The organism is Haloferax marinisediminis, from assembly GCF_009674585.1.
GTDB lineage: Archaea > Halobacteriota > Halobacteria > Halobacteriales > Haloferacaceae > Haloferax > Haloferax marinisediminis.
Genome location: NZ_WKJP01000001.1, coordinates 2,397,677 through 2,412,858, shown reverse-complemented (window position 1 = coordinate 2,412,858; position 15,182 = coordinate 2,397,677). Strand labels below are relative to the sequence as shown.

Below are 15,182 nucleotides of genomic sequence, written 5' to 3'. Positions count from 1 at the left end.
GCTGAAGGCATCGAATTCGCACGAATTAGTGACTGACTGATTCTCGCTACACACCACATATTCAAGACGTGAGCGCACGTTTACTAGTTCGATTTCTGAGAGGAAAGGGATATGAAACTCGCACTCATTGGGGTCGGCCAGGCCGGTGGAAAGGTCGTCGACGCCCTCATCGATTACGACCGGCGGACGAAGAGTGACTACATCGTCGATACGATTGCGGTCAACACTGCACGTGCAGACCTGATGGGGTTACGGTTCGTCCCCGAGGCACACCAGGTTCTCGTGGGAACGTCACGGGTGAAAGGCCACGGCGTCGGCGCAGACAACGAACTCGGGGCAGAGGTCACCGCAGAGGACGTTGGTGACATTCTCTCGAAAGTCGACGACCTCCCGGTCCACGAGATAGATGCGTTCCTCATCGTGGCCGGTCTCGGCGGTGGAACCGGGTCCGGTGGCGCACCGGTCATCGCACGAGAGCTCAAGCACATCTACACCGAACCAGTGTACGGCCTCGGTATCCTCCCGGCGCGAAACGAAGGCGGAATCTACACGCTCAACGCGGCGCGGTCTCTCCAGACGTTCGTCGGTGAGGTCGACAACCTCATCTTGTTCGACAACGAGGCGTGGCGTCGGTCTGGTGAGTCGCTCGAATCGGGCTACAGCGAGATTAACACCGAACTCGCCCGACGACTGGGAATCCTCTTCAGCGCCGGCGAGACCGACGGCTCGAACGCCGTCGCCGAGTCGGTCGTCGACGCCTCCGAGATAATCAACACACTCGCATCCGGAGGCATCTCCACGATTGGGTACGCGTCGGTCGAACTCGACAGGCCGAAACAGGGGCTTTTCTCCCGGCTTGCTGGTGGGCCTTCTCGAGAAGCCGACAACGGCGAGTCGATGAACCGTATCACGAGTCTCGTCCGACGCGCCGCCCTCGGACGCCTCACCCTGCCGTGTGAAATCGCCGGAACCGAACGCGGACTCGTCGTCGTCGCTGGCCCACCGGACGTGCTCTCGCGTCGCGGCATCGAACGGGCACGGACGTGGCTCGAAGAAGAGACGGGCACGATGGAGATTCGCGGTGGAGACTACCCTGTCGAGTCGAACTTCGTGGCCGCAGTGACACTCCTCTCGGGCGTCTACAACGTCCCGCGTGTGAAGGAACTCCAGGCAGTCGCTATCGAGACCCAACGAGATATGCTCGCCAAGCGGCAATCGAGTGCGGCGTCGCTCGAAGAACTCGTCGATTCAGGAGACGACGGACTCGAACCGTTGTTCTGAGGCAGACGAGACAGCAGGTTGCCTAGTAGCGCCTCGCTAACGGGGTGAAAACACGGGGAAGGGTCATAGTCTGTGAGTGCGAAGGGTCGACCAATGGCCGAGTACCCGCTGAAACAACGGTTCGTGCTCGATACCTCCCTTTTTCTCTCGGAGGAGATTCGCGGCGAAGACGAGACGTTCGAAGAGGCAGTCGAGCGACTGCTCGACACGATTGCCGCCGCTCGTCTCGATTTGAACATCTCGTGTTACATGCCGCCGTCCATCGCTTCGGAACTGGAGCACATCCTTCGGGAACGCGGTGTCTCAGAGGAACTCCTCGGCAAACTCGACACGTGGGTCATCAAGAAACACCCCGACCGCTACGAGGTGTACATCCCCGCCGAAATCGTCTATCGATTCATCGACGAGATGTCTGACCGGGTCAACAGAGGCCTTCGCGTCTCCGAAAAAGCGGTTCGAAAGGCAGAAGAAACCAGACTCAAGTCGGACGGCGCGTCGAAGATGTCCGACGTGGACAAAGTCATCTCCGACCTCCGAGAGGATTACCGAGGGGCACTCAGACAGGGCGTCCTCGACTCCCGCGAGGACTTCGACTTACTCATCCTCGCACGAGAACTGAACGCTGGCGTCGTCACCGAGGACACGGGAATCATCAGTTGGGCCGCGGACTTCGGCCTCCGGAACCTCCGCGGACGTGCCTTTCCGACGCTCCTCGAAGAGTACCTCATGGCGCTCGACGAGCCACACCCACAACGAAGAGGCGAGTGGTAGCCTCGACGGAGCGGACTAAAACGCGAGATGACCCGACGGATGCGACGTTATCGCATCTCGTCGAGGTCGACGAACGAGTCACCGGTCGCACTCACCCACTTCGTGAGGAGTTCTTCCGGCGTCGCGTCTTTCGGGTGAATCGTACACTCTTCTCGGCCATCGGTTCCGGTGACGATACGCGACGTGAGCGGCGGACGGACCGGAACCTCGGAATCCTTGTCCGGCGTGTGTGCCGATTCGGTTCCCATTAGTGCCCTCCTGGAATGTCGACTTCGAGGCCCGTTTCTTCGTCCAACGAGACGGTGACCGACTCCACATCCGACCGGTACTGATGGGTGTGCGTTCCGTTCATGCGTAACTGGAGTGTCTCTTCGAGGAGTCGAGCGTCTGAGAGACGTTCGAGTTTCCGGTAGGTCGTCGACAGGGGGATGTCACACGCTACGGAGAGTTCTTGCGCAGTCATCGGCTCACTCCTCCCTTGGACGGTGGTGAGTATCCGACGGCAGGCCCGGTCCGAGAGCGCGTCGAGGACCTGTTCGGCGTGCGCCTCGGTACGAGTCGGTCCGAGTGGATTGCGTCTGAGGCCGGTCTGCATGCTCATCTTGCGATTCGGGCCCCTCACCCGTCGAATCGTACCCCGCATATGTCGGGGGCTTTATCCTGCATGTCAGTCAGTAGCACGAACAGGGTGTCGTCCCGGACTGGGGGTGCCCCACGATATAAAGGCCCGAGATATCGAGGGTGTTTATATCAGGTGGTGGAGCCTCTGGCTAGATACATGACGAGCGCAGCGGGCATCAGAGCAGAGTTGAAAGTGACAGGGCCATCGGGCTGTCCCGTCGCATCTGTATCCGAAAACGAGAGCTCCGGATACGCGTTGTCGCGAAGCATGGCACCGAACCAAGACGGCGCAGTCACGGAGGAGTTCGTCTTCGACAGCGAGGATGGCGTCTCCGAGGAGATGGAACGACTGTTCGACTACGGAGATGGGAGCGTCTACCGATTCGCACGCGAAGGAGGAATCGGCTGTCCGTGCGAACAGATCGAGACGTTCGACTGTCCCGTCGTCGACGTGCAGACGCGCGATGGCGCACTGTTCTTGACGTTCCACGCACCGGATGTCGAGACGCTTCGAGACGTTGTCGCCTCGCTTCGGGAGTCGTCAGGATCTGTCGACGTTCGCCGACTCCTTCAGTCCTCGTCGGACGAGTCGCGTGACCTCGTGTTGGTCGAACGCGGCCAACTCACCGACCGGCAGCGCGAGGTCCTCGAGAAAGCACACGAGATGGGCTACTTCGACCACCCGCGCCGTGCGAACAAAGGCGAGGTTGCGACCGAACTCGGCATCACGACCTCGACGTTCTCCGAACACCTCGCGATGGCACAGAAGAAGCTCATGGGTGCCATTCTTCAAGACTAACGTGAGGCCCCGGCGAATTGAGGGGGTACGCCCTCGTGTCTTGAAAACATATCATCACGTGGTGAGCCTACGATGCGCGAATTCGACGTAACCTGCTCGGAGTGCGGGCAGGAGTACACGGTCAACGAACCGATGTTGCAGACGCTTCGGGAGACCGGTTGCGTCATGTGCACGGCACCGATACCCGACAGTCAGATGACTGCGTAACGACGACTCGTTCGACGATTGCGGAAGAACAGCTATTCGACGACAGTCAGGTGACTGTCCGTACCGACTATTCGACGACGACGATACCGACCATTCCGAGTGTCTCGTGTGGAACGCACACGTACCGATACTCACCAGTCTCCTCGAACGTGTGTTCGAACGTGGTACCCTCCAAGGCGGTGAGTTCGGACTCGAATTCTCCTTCGCGGTGGAGGACGTTGTGCGTCCCTCCGTTCCCCGTCCACTCCCAGACGACTGTCGTTCCGGGTGAGACCTTGATAGCGGCGGGGCCGAACGCGAACCCACCGCCGTTTCCGTCGGCGCCGACGGCGACTGTTACCTCGCTCTCGCCCGTCTTGTCGTGGACGCCATCGTAGTTTCTGGTTCGGTCGAACCACCCGTCGAAGTCGGGCATCTCTCGGTCGGGTGCCGGCGACTCGCTTCCGTCTGTGTCACCACCAGTTTCGTCGTCACTTCCTGCCGATGCACCAGTACAGCCAGCAAGGAGCGCGATTCCAGAAGCGCCTGCAGTCGCACGCAGGAAGGTCCGCCGGGAGAACCGTTCTGTCATTGGTCGACTGTACTGGGTTCCCAAAGAAGTCTAATGCTTCGATTCCCAGTGGATGAAAACAGGCGAAACGGGCGTATCCATCGGTTCCAAAGACGCTCCCATGCCCACGGACGACGACCCGCGGAGCAAACCACGAATCGACGGAAGCCGCCAGTGGGAGGTATTCTTCCGTGAGAACGACGCCGACCCGATGCGACACGTCGGGAGCGTGACCGCACCATCTCCCGACCTCGCGACCGAACAGGCGCGGACCCTCTTCGACTTCGCGGCGTCAGCGTTGTGGCTCTGTCCGGCGGACGAAATCCGTCGCCTCGGCGGGAACGACCTCGCCGCGAAGGGTCGAACGAACTCTGCCGACGACACCGATAGCGAGGTGACGCACGGATGATTTCCATCAGCAAGTTGTTGTGTGGGCAGACCGCCGAGGGCGACGGCCTCCGATACGACGACCCCGACGCCTCCATCGAGCAGATTCGCGAAGAAAAACAGAAGCGCCCCGTCGTCGTCTGGAACACGACTCGCCGGTGTAACCTCTACTGCGAACACTGCTATGCGGGCGCCGACCTCGACCCCGCACAGGGTGAACTCTCGACAGACGAAGCGAAGGGCCTCATCGACGATTTAGCCGACTACAACGTCCCTGTGCTGCTGTTCTCGGGCGGCGAACCGCTCGTCCGCGACGACCTCGTCGAACTCGTCGATTACTGTACCGACCAGGGCGTTCGGGCGGTCCTCTCGACCAATGGGACGCTCATCACCAAGGAGAAAGCACAGGCGCTCAAAGACGCTGGTCTCTCGTACGCGGGCGTCTCCGTGGATGGACTCCGCGAGCGTAACGACCGATTCAGAGGCAAAGACGGCGCGTTCGACGCCGCCGTCAGGGGCATCAAAAACTCCCTGTCTGTCGGACTCAAGACCGGCCTCCGGTACACCATCACCGAACACAACGCCGCCGACATGGAAGACGTGGTCGACATGCTGTACGACGTGGGCGTCGACCGCTTCTGTTTCTACCACCTCGACTACGGCGGGCGCGGCGGCGACATCGCCGACGCCGACTTGGACGACGAGGCACAGCGCCGCGCCGTCAACCGCCTCTTCGACATGACCCGCGAGTACCACGCCGAGGGCGAAGAGATAGAGACGCTCCTCGTCGGCAACTACGCTGACTCCGCGTACGTGGTCGAGTACGCCGACCAAGAACTCGGCAGCGACCACGCAGACGAGATTCACGAGTACCTTCGCGTCAACGGCGGCGACCCGACCGGCGAACGCGTCGCCGACGTGGACTACCGCGGCGACGTCCACCTCACGCAGTTCTGGCAGAGTTACAGTCTCGGCAACGTCCGTGACCGACCGTTCGGCGACATCTGGGACGACGAGTCGAACCCGCTTCTCGCCCGTCTGCGGGAACGCGAAGAACACCTCACGGGCAAGTGTGCGACGTGCCAGTATCAGGACGTCTGTCGTGGGTCGTCGCGGCTTCGCGCCCTCGCTGGCTCTGGTGACCTGTTTGGTCCAGACCCGCAGTGTTACCTCACGCCCGAAGAGCGCGGTGAGACGGCAGAACCAGCGGACTGAGGCGACATCCTGTCGTTTTCACTCGATTGCTGGATGCCGGAACGTCAAGACAGAGGACGCATGCAGCAGAGCGTTCTCCACAGAGGACTGGTGAATTGTGCGTATAGAGGGTAAAATCGGTGGGCGTCTGGATACTGCGTACCACTCGTGTGAGGTGAAGACGCCTCCGGGGCAGCCAAGTCGTAGGTTTGGGCGTCGCCGTAGTCAGTCACTGACCAATTTCGAGTAATCGATTGGTCACTTCCGAAGCGACCACGGGAAGTCACGCCGTCCCGGATACCCTATCGTCCGGAAGGTGTGAGAGGGCACGACGGAGCAGTGGCGGCGTTATTACAGAGGTGACGATGGCGACGAGCACGATGACGGCATAGACCGTGGGCGTGAGAACCCCTATCGCCAACCCAAACGCCGCCACGACGAGTTCCATCGCCCCGCGAGCGTTGAGACCGATGGCGAGGCAGATGGTCTCTTCTCGTGTGAGGTCCGTCAACGTCGCGCCGAGCACCACCCCGAGGGCCTTCCCAAGCACGGCAACGACGAGTGTAATCCCGAACACCAACAGCGTATCCAGCGTGAACAGTCCACTCAGATCGACCCGTAATCCGGCCGTCGCAAAAAAGATGGGCGCGAACAGCCCGAGGGTCACCATCTGAAACACCCGTTCTGTCTCGTTATCGAGTGGATTCCTGACCAAGACACCTGCCAGGAACGCGCCGAGAACAGCCTCCAGTCCGAGTGCGAGCGAGGCAACCGCCGTCCCAAGCCCGACGACGACGACGATTGAAAATCCGGTTAACGCGGGCGACCGAACGTAGGAGGTGATACCGAAGAGTGTCTCGACGATTCGCGGGCCGAGCACGGCGACGACGATAACGAACACGGCGAGGACACCGAGCGTTCGACCAACTGCTAACGGATTCGTCTGGCCCGCTCTTGCGATGTCGGACACGACTGTGAGCGCGACCCACCCCGCCGCATCGATGACGACGGCGACAGTGAGAGTGAGTTGTCCCACCGTTCGGTCCATCGCGTCGAGGTCGACCAGCACACGAACGGCGACTGGAACCGCCGAGATGCTCAGGGCTGTTGCAAGGAACAGCGCAAATGGGAGTCGCTGTTCGGGCGTGACGAGGTATCGTACGGGGAGCGACCATCCCAGGACGAACCCCAGAAGAAACGGCACGACCGAGGCCCCGGTAGCGAGGGCTATCGTCGGTTGGATGTAGCGACGGACCGTCTGAACGTCGACTTCAGTTCCAGCCATGACGAGAAGGAGGACGAGTCCGAGCGACGCGAGGGCTGCCAACTGGTCGGGGACCGGGACGACGATAGCCGTGACGTTCGGGGCGACGAACCCGAGTACCGACGGACCCAAAACCAATCCGGTGAGGAGTTCACCGACAACCGGTGCGAACCCCAGTCTGTCGGCGACCGTCCCAAGCGTATGTGCAGCGGCCAAGACGAGGGTCAGTCCGGCGAGAAACGTGAGTAACCCACCCGACTCGACGGCCATGGTAAATTCACACTCCGTGGGTCTGCAACGTACGATTCGTCTTCATTACTATCGTCACTCGAAAGTCTTCGTACCCATCGTCAGTAAAAGTCATCAAAATACACCCGAACAGTCTTCGACTGACCAGCGAGACGTAGCCATCTGGTCAGTGACCCCGGCTACTGAATCACGTTCGACGACAAACTAGAGACTCGGTCCCCAAGCGTCCGACCACCGAGTAGACAACTGACCGGCGTGTCGACGGTCAGGAAGCGGACTGCGACGGCGGGGTCGGAAGGTGGCGCACAACTGCGGCAGAGCGGTCAAAAAACAGTGTCAGTCGAACGGCGCCGAGACGCTTACTCTGCCGGCGTTGCGGCCTTCTTCTCTTCGCGTTCGAGTTCTTCGAGGTAGTCATCGGCGTCGAGTGCTGCTTTCACGCCCATGCCGCCGGCGGTGGCGGCCTGCTGGTAGTGGTAGTCGACGACGTCGCCCGCGGCGAAGATGCCGGGTTCGTCAGTCGCCGTCTGATTGGCGCCGGACCCACCCTTCGCGACGATGTAGCCGTCTTCGTCACGCTGGACGGCCGTACCTTCGAGGTAGTCGGCGTTCGGCGTGTGGCCGATGGCGTAGAACACCGCGCCAACGTCGAAGTCGAACTCTTCCGTTTCGGGGTCGTCGAGTTTGTCCGTCGGGTGGCCCTCGGGGTTGCGGACGAGTGTGACGTGTTCGACGCCTGCTTCGGGCGACCCGTGGAGTTCCGTCGCCTCGGTGTTGAGCATGAGCTCGATTTCGTCCTCGTCAACCTTCTCCATCAGGCGGTCGATCCAGTAGTCCTCGGCGCGGAACTCTTCGCGGCGGTGGACGAGGTAGACCTTCGACGCGAACTTCGTGAGGAAGTTAGCCTCCTCGACGGCGGCGTCACCGCCACCGATGACCATAATCTTCTCGTCGCGGAAGAACGCGCCGTCACAGGTCGCACACGTCGAGAGACCGTAGCCCATGAGGTTCTCTTCGCCGGGGATGCCGAGCGTGCGAGCAGAGGCACCGGAGGCGGAGATGATGGCGTCGGCGGTGTAGACGTCGCCGTTCTTCAGCGTGACCGTGAAGGGTCGCTCGGAGGCGTCTACGTCCACGATGATGCCGTGGCGAATCTCGGTGCCGAAGCGCTCGGCCTGCTGTTTCATGTTGTTGATGAGCTCTGGCCCGGAGATGCCCTCGGGGAAGCCCGGATAGTTGTCGACTTCCGTGGTGAGGGTGAGTTGCCCACCCGGCTCGTCGCCTTCGAGGACGAGTGGTTCGTTGTTGGAACGGGCCGCGTAGATTGCCGCAGAGAGACCGGAGATGCCCGAACCGGCGATGATGAGCTTCCTGTGTTCGACGAAGGAATCGGCGTCTTCTGTCATGTCTCGTTGTTCGCTATACCGGTGCCTTAAGCTTGCGCTGTATTGCGAGCAGCAGTACAACACCGCTACGTGGTTGCATACCACGAGTGAAACCAGCCCACCCTCATCCCGGTCCGGAGCGAAAGACCAGTATCGGTGGCCGACACAGAGTGCGCTATGTCCGCCGACCTCCGAGAGAAGACGAATCGATACGAGCAGATGCTCGCCGACGCGCTCGACGAAGCAGTCCAAGCCGTTCCAGCAGAGACACACCTCGGGAACGCCGCGGCGGACTGTCTGGAGATGGCCGAGTCGTACCTCGACGATGGCCGCCACTTCAAGGACGGTGACGACTGGGTGAACGCGCTCGCTTCGTTCTCTTACGGGTACGGGTGGCTGGATGCCGGCGTTCGAATGGGTCTGTTCGATATTCCCGACGACTCGCATCTGTTTACGATGTGACGACGACTCGGATTTATTTCGCCGTTCTGCGTACGTTCAGCATGAATTCTTCCGTGCTTTCCGCGACAGAACCACGAGTCACCGAGTTCCAGCGAACGCTCGAACAGCGGTTCGCAAATCCGGCCTTGCGCCGACTACTCCAATCACCACTCCATCCCCTCGTGAGTCGATGGTTCCTCCTCGTCTCGTACGTCGGAAAACGGAGTGGTCGACGGTACACGTTCCCAGTCGCCTACGCCACGGCGGGCGAGGACCTCGTGGTCGTCACACCGAAAGCCGACAGCAACTGGTGGAAGAACTTCCGCACGCCGATGATGTGTTACGTCTGGTACCGTGGTGACCGCCGAACGGTGATTGGCGAGGTGGTTACGGGTGAGACGGCCACACGATTGCTCGACAATTACGTCTCGGCACATCGACTAATGGCACGTGGACTCGGGTTCTCGGGCGACCAGTCGAACCGGGCCGCCGAACTCGACGACGCGCGGAAGGCACTAGCAGTCGTTCGGTTCTCACTCGGATAACGGACGAGAGTCGTCGTAGACGATTGGATAACGGACGAGAGTCGCCGCCGACGAGGCGCATTCACCTCGCGGTGGACGTGACGGCCCCTGACTGATTACTCGAAGCGGAACGTCGCGCCGTCAGCGCCGTCTTCGACGTCGACGCCGAGCGCTGTCAGGTCGTCTCGGAGGTCATCGGCACGCTCGTAGTTCCCTGCCTCGCGCTCTGCTTCGCGAACGTCCAAGACGAGTTGGACGAGGTCTGCCGCGATGGAGACGTCACCGTCGTCCGCTGCCTCGCCGAACGAGAGTCCGAACACCTCGCCACCGAGGTCTTCGAACGTCTCGATTGCTTCGCGGAGCGCACGATAATCGTACGTGTCGCCAGCGTCGAGGTGGCGGTTGACGGCGGTCGCCAGTCCGAGGAGTTCGGCCATCGCCTCACGAACGTTGAAGTCGTCGTTCATGGCCGAACGGAAGTTTTCACGGACCGATTCGACGGTCTCACGGAGGTCGGTGGCTTCGACCTTGGTCCGCGCGTCGGGACTGTCGCAGGCGGCGACAGCGCCCTCGTAGGCGCGTTCGAGACGGTCCCAGCGTTCTTCTGCCTCTGCAATCGTCTCTTCGGAGTACGTCTGTTCGGACCCGTAGGCCGTCGAGAGGTAGAACGTGCGAATCACGTCGACGCCGAACTCGTCGAGGGCATCGGCCACGTAGAAGTAGTTCCCGAGGCTGGAACTCATCTTGTCGCCATCGGTCTGCAAGAGGCCGACGTGAAGCCAGTATCGGGCAAACTGGTTGCCGGTCGCGGCCTCCGACTGGGCGATTTCGTTCTCGTGGTGCGGGAACACGAGGTCACGGCCACCGACGTGGATATCGATGGTCTCGTCGAGATGCGTCATCGACATCGCCGAGCACTCGATGTGCCATCCCGGTCGGCCCTCACCCCACGGCGAGTCCCACGTCTCTCCGCACGGTTCCGTGATTGGGTCGAGGTCAGGGTTGCGGTGTTCGGCCGCCTCTTCGGGCGTCACCGCGCCGGCTTTCCAGAGGGCGAAGTCTGCGGCGTTTCGCTTCTCGGATTGCTCGTCTCCCTCGGCCTGCGACTGGAGTTCGTCCAGTTTCTGGTTCGACAGTTTGCCGTAGTCGTCGAAGGTGGTGACGTCGAAGTAGACCGACCCGTTCGACTCGTAGGCGTGGCCGCGTTCGACGAGCGTCTCGATGAGGTCGATGATTTCGGGGATGTGTTCGGTGACGCGCGGGTAGACCTCTGCTCGCTTCAGGTTGAGGCCGCGCATGTCGCGAATGACGTCGCCGACGAAGTGTTCGGCGACGGTCGATTCGTCCGCTCCGAGGTCGTCTTCACCGATGCGGGCGGCGATTTTCTCGTTCACGTCGGTGAAGTTCTCGACGTGGTGGACGTCGTACCCCTCGTATTCGAGCCATCGGTGCATGATGTCCGAGTGCATCCACAGGCGGGCGTGACCGAGGTGGGCGTCGTCCGAGACCGTGAGTCCACAGACGTAGAGCAACACGTCGTCGTCGGCTTGCGACTCGAAGTCCTCGCGTTCTCCCGTCAGGGTGTTGGTCACGGACAGCGTCATTGCTCTCGGCTACTCGTGGGACGGTTTTCAACCCGTCGGAACCCGTCGCTTCGACGCGCGTCGGAATCCGACTATCACGTGGCAACCTCGTAGCGGAGTTCGACGATTCCCGCGTCGTACGTCGTCGTCTCGACGTGCTGTAGTCGATGCGTCTCACCGTCCGCGCCAAAGAGTGAGATTCCGCTCCCGAGAAGGACAGGAATGACCGAGAGCCGAAGTTCGTCGACGAGATTCTGCTGCAAGAAGTCGCGGGCGAGTTGTGCCCCGCCGACTAACCAGATGTGCTCGTACTCGCCTTCGAGTTCGGTGGCCAAGGAATCGACCGCGCCGTCGACGAACGTGACCGTATCAGTGGCCCGTGAGAGGTCTCTGTGTGTGAGGACGTACGTCGGCGTCTCACCGTACGGCCACTCGCCGAACGTGAGTATCTGTTCGTACGTCGTCGCCCCCATGACGAGACAGTCGATATCCGCGAAGAACTCCTCGTAATCTGCCACGATGTCGTCGTTCTCCCCGTCTTGTTCGAACTCGTCGAGCCACTCGACTCCCCCCTCGTCGTCGGCGATGAAGCCGTCGACACTCGCTGCGATGTAGAGGGTGATTTGGCTTGCACTCATAGCACTACTTGCGCTCGGATGAGCTAATAACACCCGTCACGGCTGCGACTCAAGTGTATATCGTACCGCTAGCCGCTTCGACGATTCGCAGGGTTGCTGCTCCCTGCCGTCTCGGGACGACGACGGCCAAGGCGTCTCCTGCGACACCCGCTGCATCGACGACGACGGACTCGGCGTCCAGTCGGGCGATGACTGTCTGGAGGAGCGCCGGGTCTACATCACCCTCTGCGATTATCGCGGTGAGCGGACCGCCCCCTGCGAGTTCGACACCGGCGACGGAGAGAATCGGGTCGTCGTCTGCCTCGTCGATATCTGTGCCGACGAGGCCGACCCCGCTTCGCATCGTGACCGTCACGTCGCGGGATTCTGTTTCGAGTTCGGGGAGGTCTTCGGCGAACCGACGGAGCGCTGCTGCGACTGCGTCGTCGTCGCCGAGGTCGAGGAAGGAAGCGGCGGCGGCGTAGTTGACGACGCCCGCTCGGAGCGCGGCGAGGAGAAACGGTCGTTCGCGAACGGCATCGCGTGCGTCGGCGGCGAGAGACATGCTCGATGGGTCGGTGGCCGAGCGCAAAAAACCGCCGCCGCGACCTGTACCTGAACGGGTGGCGAACGCGAGTTAGCCGAACGCCAAGATTCCTTTTCGAGATGCGAAGTCAATAAGACAGTCCCGTCGTAACCCCCGGACATGCAAGCGCTGGTCATCGTGGCGCACGGGTCGCACCTGAACCCGGATTCGAGCACGCCAACGTACGACCACGCGGACACCATCCGCGAGGTTGGCGCGTTCGACGAGGTCAGAACCGGCTTCTGGAAAGAAGAGCCGTCGATTCGTGAAGTCCTCCGAACCGTGGAGGCCGACGAAGTGTACGTCGTCCCGCTGTTCATCAGCGAGGGCTACTTCACAGAGCAGGTCATCCCACGCGAACTCCGTCTCGACGGATGGGACGTGGCCGACTGGGACTCCGATGGTCTCTCGGCGTCGCACGTCACGCTCACGGCCGACGACGTACCCGAGAAGACGGTTCACTACTGTGGACCGGTTGGGACGCACGAAGCGATGACCGACGTCATCGTCCGCCGTGCGGAGTCTGTCACCGGTGACCCGAACGTCGGAGAGGGATTCGGCCTCGCCGTCGTCGGACACGGAACCGAGCGCAACGAGAACTCCGCGAAGGCAATCGAGTACCACGCAAACCGCATCCGGGACATGGACCGGTTCGACGAAGTGCAGGCGCTCTACATGGACGAAGACCCGGAAGTCGACGACGTGACGGACTACTTCGAATCCGAAGACATCGTCGTCGTTCCGCTGTTCATCGCGGACGGCTTCCACACGCAGGAAGACATCCCCGAAGACATGGGCCTCACCGACGACTACAGAGACGGCTACGATATCCCCACCGAGGTGGACGGCCACCGTATCTGGTACGCGGGCGCAGTCGGAACCGAGGGACTGATGGCCGACGTGGTGCTCGAACGCGCCGCCGACGCCGGAGCAGAGATTGGCGACGCACTCGAACTCGTGCGTGAACGGACGCGGGCAACGCCACAGGCGGGTGACTAACGATGGGACACCACATCGACGCCCTCGTTGCCGCCGCCGCCGATGACGACGTTCGCCTCGACGGCCTGGAGGTGACGCAGAGCGACGACGGATACACGCTGGAGACACCAGACTCACACCACGCCGGTCTCTCAGAAGACGCACTCCGCGACGCACTGGGCGACTACGACGACTACGCCACGAACTGGTACGTCTGGAGCACCGTCGTCGGTGAGTCGAGCCCGCAGCGTCGGGCCTTCCTCCGGTGGGTCGAAGGTGCAGGCAAGTACGCGGTTCCGGAACGCTACGATGCGCTTCGAGACGGAATTCACCACGAGTGGGGCCAACTTCGCATCACGGCAACCATCGACGGCCACGGCGAGCGGTCGTACGACCTCCGCCACGTCGACGACGCCGACATCGACGTCGACGACCTCGACCCGTACCACGAACCACTCGCAGCGCGACAACTGGCGACGTACGACGAGAAGGGGCGCTACCGACCGCTGAAGACCGGTGCGAACCTCGCCGGTGGATGGGTGTTCCCCGACCTCGACGGCCGCGACCTCGTCGAGACGGTCGAGACGTTCTACCCTGCGTCAGTTCCGAACTGGTTCCGCGAGCGCGAAGGAACGCTCGACGTCGAACACTGGGAAGACACCATCGGCCGACAGACTGGCATGTACAGCGTCATCGACACGTGGAATCGCGGTGACGGCCACGAACACGTCAACTGGGTCGCCGAGGCCTGCTGTGACGACTCGCAGTGTGTCAAGCGCCGCGAGTGGGAGTACGACGACGAGACCGACCTCGACGTCGATGGCGGCGACGGTGTCTTCCCCTGCCGCGAACCCTGCTCGCTCGTCATCGCGGCGTCCCGCAAGTGGACGCGTCTCGAAGGTGAAGAGACGAAGACGTACGAGTTCGAACTCACGCCGTCGGAGAAACAGCAGGTCGAAGACATCATCGAGGCCGTCGCAGACGACCGTATCGACGAGATTCGCGAGGCAGACGTGTACGAAGGTTCCAACCGCTACCGGACGCGGTTCCTCCGCGCGAAACTGTTCGACGAGGACGGAAACCTCTGCGGCGTCCCGACTGAAGACGAGTAGCCGACTAACACTCGATTTTTAGCTGCGGCGTCTCCTCACCACACCGCCAGCACCAGCGCAGCGAAGACACCGCCCACGACGACGACAGCGCTGAGCGTGATGGCGGTGCTGTCGAACACCGACGCGACGACGAATGCGAGGACCAGTGCGACGCCGGCGAGAACCAAGAGCGGGGCCGCTCGGGGGTCGACGTCCGGAAACACGTCTTCGAAGACGCCCACGAGACCCTGGTCGGGTTCGGCCCGCGCGGGTTTCGAGAGCGTGTCGTCGATCTCGACCGGGGGCTTGCCACCCGTTCCGGGGGTGACGGTTACGTCCACGTACGCCGTCTGCGACCCGTATCCGGAGACGATTTTGAGCTTTCCAGTCACCGGTTCCGAGGGTGGAGTGACAGACAGCGTCACCGTCTTCGTCTGACCGCCGTTGACGAAGTGGTTTCCATTCGTGAGCGTCACCACTCGCGAGAGTTCGTCGTCGATGTTGAGGTGGACGTGGACGGCCTGCCCGAGGTTTTCGAGTTCGACCGTGAACGTGCCGGTCGTCGTGAACGACGGTGCAACTGAGAGGTCGTGAGGGCGCTCTTCGTTCAACGAGACGGTGAGCGGCGCGTTCGACACGATTTCACCGTTGATT

Annotated in this window: 19 protein-coding genes; 10 read left to right on the top strand and 9 right to left on the bottom strand. The window is 61.8% G+C overall.

The window, feature by feature from the left end; genetic code table 11:
• Nucleotides 1-111 precede the first annotated feature (111 nt).
• Together GJR98_RS12535 and GJR98_RS12530 are read left to right on the top strand one after the other, a co-directional pair.
• On the top strand, nucleotides 112-1,281 hold the full coding sequence (locus GJR98_RS12535) for a tubulin/FtsZ family protein (protein ID WP_151138976.1): 1,170 nt from the start codon (nucleotides 112-114) through the stop codon (nucleotides 1,279-1,281).
• Nucleotides 1,282-1,374: 93 nt separating this feature from the next.
• Entirely contained in the window at nucleotides 1,375-2,052 is a 678-nt protein-coding gene (locus tag GJR98_RS12530) for an RNA ligase partner protein (protein WP_151138974.1), read from the top strand.
• Between the two features lie 47 nt (nucleotides 2,053-2,099).
• On the opposite strand, the gene GJR98_RS12525 is transcribed toward GJR98_RS12530, so the two are convergent.
• Nucleotides 2,100-2,300, bottom strand: coding sequence for a DUF7511 domain-containing protein (locus GJR98_RS12525; RefSeq protein WP_151138972.1), 201 nt, complete (start codon nucleotides 2,298-2,300; stop codon nucleotides 2,100-2,102).
• Entirely contained in the window at nucleotides 2,300-2,647 is a 348-nt protein-coding gene (locus GJR98_RS12520) for a winged helix-turn-helix domain-containing protein (RefSeq protein ID WP_151139449.1), read from the bottom strand. Before GJR98_RS12520 ends, GJR98_RS12525 begins: the two co-directional genes overlap by 1 nt.
• Nucleotides 2,648-2,830: 183 nt before the next feature.
• On the opposite strand from GJR98_RS12520, the gene GJR98_RS12515 reads away from it, so the two are divergent.
• Nucleotides 2,831-3,472 (top strand): helix-turn-helix domain-containing protein, encoded by a 642-nt coding sequence (locus tag GJR98_RS12515; protein WP_151138970.1) that lies wholly within the window; start codon nucleotides 2,831-2,833, stop codon nucleotides 3,470-3,472.
• 72 nt (nucleotides 3,473-3,544) lie between these two features.
• Complete coding sequence (locus GJR98_RS17855) at nucleotides 3,545-3,679, top strand: DUF7560 family zinc ribbon protein (protein WP_255518437.1); 135 nt, start codon at nucleotides 3,545-3,547, stop codon at nucleotides 3,677-3,679.
• Between the two features lie 67 nt (nucleotides 3,680-3,746).
• Here GJR98_RS17855 and GJR98_RS12510 read toward each other — a convergent pair whose 3' ends face one another.
• Nucleotides 3,747-4,250 (bottom strand): halocyanin domain-containing protein, encoded by a 504-nt coding sequence (locus GJR98_RS12510; RefSeq protein ID WP_151138968.1) that lies wholly within the window; start codon nucleotides 4,248-4,250, stop codon nucleotides 3,747-3,749.
• 100 nt (nucleotides 4,251-4,350) lie between these two features.
• Here GJR98_RS12510 and GJR98_RS12505 point away from each other — a divergent pair, with 100 nt between their 5' ends.
• Nucleotides 4,351-4,638: an Htur_1727 family rSAM-partnered candidate RiPP gene (locus tag GJR98_RS12505; protein WP_151138966.1), complete on the top strand. Its 288-nt coding sequence runs from the start codon at nucleotides 4,351-4,353 to the stop codon at nucleotides 4,636-4,638.
• Nucleotides 4,635-5,831 carry a TIGR04347 family pseudo-SAM/SPASM protein gene (locus GJR98_RS12500; RefSeq protein ID WP_151138964.1) on the top strand — a complete coding sequence of 399 codons (1,197 nt, stop codon included), beginning with the start codon at nucleotides 4,635-4,637 and terminating at the stop codon, nucleotides 5,829-5,831. Before GJR98_RS12505 ends, GJR98_RS12500 begins: the two co-directional genes overlap by 4 nt.
• 262 nt (nucleotides 5,832-6,093) lie before the next feature.
• On the opposite strand, the gene GJR98_RS12495 is transcribed toward GJR98_RS12500, so the two are convergent.
• Together GJR98_RS12495 and GJR98_RS12490 are read right to left on the bottom strand one after the other, a co-directional pair.
• Nucleotides 6,094-7,344, bottom strand: coding sequence for a cation:proton antiporter (locus GJR98_RS12495; RefSeq protein WP_151138962.1), 1,251 nt, complete (start codon nucleotides 7,342-7,344; stop codon nucleotides 6,094-6,096).
• Between the two features lie 338 nt (nucleotides 7,345-7,682).
• Nucleotides 7,683-8,729 carry an NAD(P)/FAD-dependent oxidoreductase gene (locus tag GJR98_RS12490; RefSeq protein ID WP_151138960.1) on the bottom strand — a complete coding sequence of 349 codons (1,047 nt, stop codon included), beginning with the start codon at nucleotides 8,727-8,729 and terminating at the stop codon, nucleotides 7,683-7,685.
• A gap of 156 nt (nucleotides 8,730-8,885) precedes the next feature.
• Between GJR98_RS12490 and GJR98_RS12485 the strand changes: the two genes are divergently transcribed.
• Together GJR98_RS12485 and GJR98_RS12480 are read left to right on the top strand one after the other, a co-directional pair.
• Entirely contained in the window at nucleotides 8,886-9,170 is a 285-nt protein-coding gene (locus GJR98_RS12485) for a DUF357 domain-containing protein (RefSeq protein WP_151138958.1), read from the top strand.
• A 41-nt stretch (nucleotides 9,171-9,211) separates the two neighbouring features.
• Nucleotides 9,212-9,694, top strand: coding sequence for a hypothetical protein (locus GJR98_RS12480; RefSeq protein WP_225316400.1), 483 nt, complete (start codon nucleotides 9,212-9,214; stop codon nucleotides 9,692-9,694).
• A 95-nt stretch (nucleotides 9,695-9,789) separates the two neighbouring features.
• On the opposite strand, the gene cysS is transcribed toward GJR98_RS12480, so the two are convergent.
• From cysS to GJR98_RS12465, 3 genes are all read right to left on the bottom strand, one after another.
• Nucleotides 9,790-11,277, bottom strand: a complete 1,488-nt coding sequence (cysS, locus tag GJR98_RS12475; protein ID WP_151138956.1) for a cysteine--tRNA ligase — start codon at nucleotides 11,275-11,277, stop codon at nucleotides 9,790-9,792.
• A gap of 74 nt (nucleotides 11,278-11,351) precedes the next feature.
• Nucleotides 11,352-11,894 (bottom strand): dihydrofolate reductase family protein, encoded by a 543-nt coding sequence (locus GJR98_RS12470; RefSeq protein WP_151138954.1) that lies wholly within the window; start codon nucleotides 11,892-11,894, stop codon nucleotides 11,352-11,354.
• Nucleotides 11,895-11,943: 49 nt separating this feature from the next.
• Nucleotides 11,944-12,438 carry a DUF7523 family protein gene (locus tag GJR98_RS12465; RefSeq protein WP_151138952.1) on the bottom strand — a complete coding sequence of 165 codons (495 nt, stop codon included), beginning with the start codon at nucleotides 12,436-12,438 and terminating at the stop codon, nucleotides 11,944-11,946.
• A gap of 141 nt (nucleotides 12,439-12,579) precedes the next feature.
• Here GJR98_RS12465 and GJR98_RS12460 point away from each other — a divergent pair, with 141 nt between their 5' ends.
• Both GJR98_RS12460 and GJR98_RS12455 read left to right on the top strand, forming a co-directional pair.
• On the top strand, nucleotides 12,580-13,458 hold the full coding sequence (locus GJR98_RS12460) for a CbiX/SirB N-terminal domain-containing protein (protein WP_151138950.1): 879 nt from the start codon (nucleotides 12,580-12,582) through the stop codon (nucleotides 13,456-13,458).
• 2 nt (nucleotides 13,459-13,460) lie between these two features.
• Nucleotides 13,461-14,549, top strand: coding sequence for a DR2241 family protein (locus GJR98_RS12455; protein WP_151138948.1), 1,089 nt, complete (start codon nucleotides 13,461-13,463; stop codon nucleotides 14,547-14,549).
• Nucleotides 14,550-14,584: 35 nt separating this feature from the next.
• Here the strand turns inward: GJR98_RS12455 and GJR98_RS12450 are convergent, their stop codons facing one another.
• Nucleotides 14,585-15,166 carry a DUF7524 family protein gene (locus GJR98_RS12450; protein ID WP_151138946.1) on the bottom strand — a complete coding sequence of 194 codons (582 nt, stop codon included), beginning with the start codon at nucleotides 15,164-15,166 and terminating at the stop codon, nucleotides 14,585-14,587.
• Nucleotides 15,167-15,182 lie beyond the last annotated feature (16 nt).

Coding starts and splice junctions, on each gene's coding strand:
- GJR98_RS12535 (WP_151138976.1), top strand. CDS start 112: ATGAAACTCGCACTCATTGGGGTCGGCCAGGCCGGTGGAAAGGTCGTC.
- GJR98_RS12530 (WP_151138974.1), top strand. CDS start 1,375: ATGGCCGAGTACCCGCTGAAACAACGGTTCGTGCTCGATACCTCCCTT.
- GJR98_RS12525 (WP_151138972.1), bottom strand. CDS start 2,300: ATGGGAACCGAATCGGCACACACGCCGGACAAGGATTCCGAGGTTCCG.
- GJR98_RS12520 (WP_151139449.1), bottom strand. CDS start 2,647: ATGCAGACCGGCCTCAGACGCAATCCACTCGGACCGACTCGTACCGAG.
- GJR98_RS12515 (WP_151138970.1), top strand. CDS start 2,831: ATGACGAGCGCAGCGGGCATCAGAGCAGAGTTGAAAGTGACAGGGCCA.
- GJR98_RS17855 (WP_255518437.1), top strand. CDS start 3,545: ATGCGCGAATTCGACGTAACCTGCTCGGAGTGCGGGCAGGAGTACACG.
- GJR98_RS12510 (WP_151138968.1), bottom strand. CDS start 4,250: ATGACAGAACGGTTCTCCCGGCGGACCTTCCTGCGTGCGACTGCAGGC.
- GJR98_RS12505 (WP_151138966.1), top strand. CDS start 4,351: ATGCCCACGGACGACGACCCGCGGAGCAAACCACGAATCGACGGAAGC.
- GJR98_RS12500 (WP_151138964.1), top strand. CDS start 4,635: ATGATTTCCATCAGCAAGTTGTTGTGTGGGCAGACCGCCGAGGGCGAC.
- GJR98_RS12495 (WP_151138962.1), bottom strand. CDS start 7,344: ATGGCCGTCGAGTCGGGTGGGTTACTCACGTTTCTCGCCGGACTGACC.
- GJR98_RS12490 (WP_151138960.1), bottom strand. CDS start 8,729: ATGACAGAAGACGCCGATTCCTTCGTCGAACACAGGAAGCTCATCATC.
- GJR98_RS12485 (WP_151138958.1), top strand. CDS start 8,886: ATGTCCGCCGACCTCCGAGAGAAGACGAATCGATACGAGCAGATGCTC.
- GJR98_RS12480 (WP_225316400.1), top strand. CDS start 9,212: ATGAATTCTTCCGTGCTTTCCGCGACAGAACCACGAGTCACCGAGTTC.
- cysS (WP_151138956.1), bottom strand. CDS start 11,277: ATGACGCTGTCCGTGACCAACACCCTGACGGGAGAACGCGAGGACTTC.
- GJR98_RS12470 (WP_151138954.1), bottom strand. CDS start 11,894: ATGAGTGCAAGCCAAATCACCCTCTACATCGCAGCGAGTGTCGACGGC.
- GJR98_RS12465 (WP_151138952.1), bottom strand. CDS start 12,438: ATGTCTCTCGCCGCCGACGCACGCGATGCCGTTCGCGAACGACCGTTT.
- GJR98_RS12460 (WP_151138950.1), top strand. CDS start 12,580: ATGCAAGCGCTGGTCATCGTGGCGCACGGGTCGCACCTGAACCCGGAT.
- GJR98_RS12455 (WP_151138948.1), top strand. CDS start 13,461: ATGGGACACCACATCGACGCCCTCGTTGCCGCCGCCGCCGATGACGAC.